Origin of the sequence: Mesorhizobium sp. M2A.F.Ca.ET.067.02.1.1, from assembly GCF_004023285.1 — a bacterium.
Taxonomy (GTDB): Bacteria; Pseudomonadota; Alphaproteobacteria; order Rhizobiales; family Rhizobiaceae; genus Mesorhizobium.
Genome location: NZ_RZSB01001219.1, coordinates 1 through 992, shown reverse-complemented (window position 1 = coordinate 992; position 992 = coordinate 1). Strand labels below are relative to the sequence as shown.

The 992-nt window shown below is 61.4% G+C and carries 2 protein-coding genes; one reads left to right on the top strand and one right to left on the bottom strand.

From position 1 onward, the window contains the following. On the bottom strand, window positions 1-694 hold a 694-nt coding region (locus tag EOA28_RS36880), incomplete at its 3' end, for a UDP-2,3-diacylglucosamine diphosphatase (RefSeq protein ID WP_148671156.1). A 123-nt stretch (window positions 695-817) separates the two neighbouring features. On the opposite strand from EOA28_RS36880, the gene EOA28_RS36875 reads away from it, so the two are divergent. Continuing rightward, on the top strand, window positions 818-992 hold a 175-nt coding region (locus EOA28_RS36875), incomplete at its 3' end, for an SDR family NAD(P)-dependent oxidoreductase (RefSeq protein ID WP_128315898.1).

The following is a 992-nucleotide window of genomic DNA, read 5'->3' as shown; positions in this document are numbered from 1 at the left end:
CCGTGCATCTTTCCCCCCATTCGCCGGTGTTGATGTACTGTACGTCGCCATAGCTTTCGATCGCGGCGTGATGGATGTGGCCGCAGATCACGCCGTCGACATGCGAGCGCCGCGCTTCCTCGGAAAGCACGGTCTGGAACGAGCCGATGAAATTCACCGCCTTCTTCACCTTGACCTTGGCCCATGACGAGAACGACCAGTAAGGCAGGCCGAGCAGATGGCGCAGCTTCGTCACCACGCGGTTGATCAGCATCGCCGTGTCATAGGCATAGTCGCCGAGATAAGCGAGCCAGCGCTGGTTGTGCACCACCGTGTCGAACTGGTCGCCATGGATGACCAGCAGGCGCCGGCCGTCGGCGGTTTCGTGGATGGCGCGGTCGGCGACGACGATGCCGCCGAAATGCACGCCCTGGAACTGGCGGGCGAATTCGTCGTGATTGCCGGCGATATAGGTGATCGAGGCGCCCTTGCGCGCCTTGCGCAGCAGCTTCTGCACGACGTCATTGTGGCTCTGCGGCCAGTGCCAGCTGCGGCGCAGTCGCCAGCCGTCGACGATATCGCCGACCAGATAGATGATCTCGGCATCGTGATAGCGCAGGAAGTCGATCAGGAAATCGGCCTTGGCCGCTTTCGAGCCGAGATGCACGTCTGAAATGAACAGGGCGCGGAAAGTGCGGGGCTCTGGGGCTGACATCGCGATTTTACCCTTTGCTTTCGCGTGCCTATGCCCCGATTCATGCAACAATCGTATGACGGTTGCGGTTGATCCAGCCCAGGCGCTAGCTTGGCGCGACCAAAGCACCAGGAGAAAATCACCATGGATCTCGGCATTCGCGGCAAAAAGGCCATCGTGTGCGCCTCGAGCAAGGGACTTGGAAAAGGTTGCGCCATGGCGTTGGCCGAAGCCGGCGTCGACCTCGTCGTCAACGGTCGCAACGCCGAGCTTCTGGCCAAGACCGCCGCCGAGCTTCGCGAAAAATTCGGCGTCACGG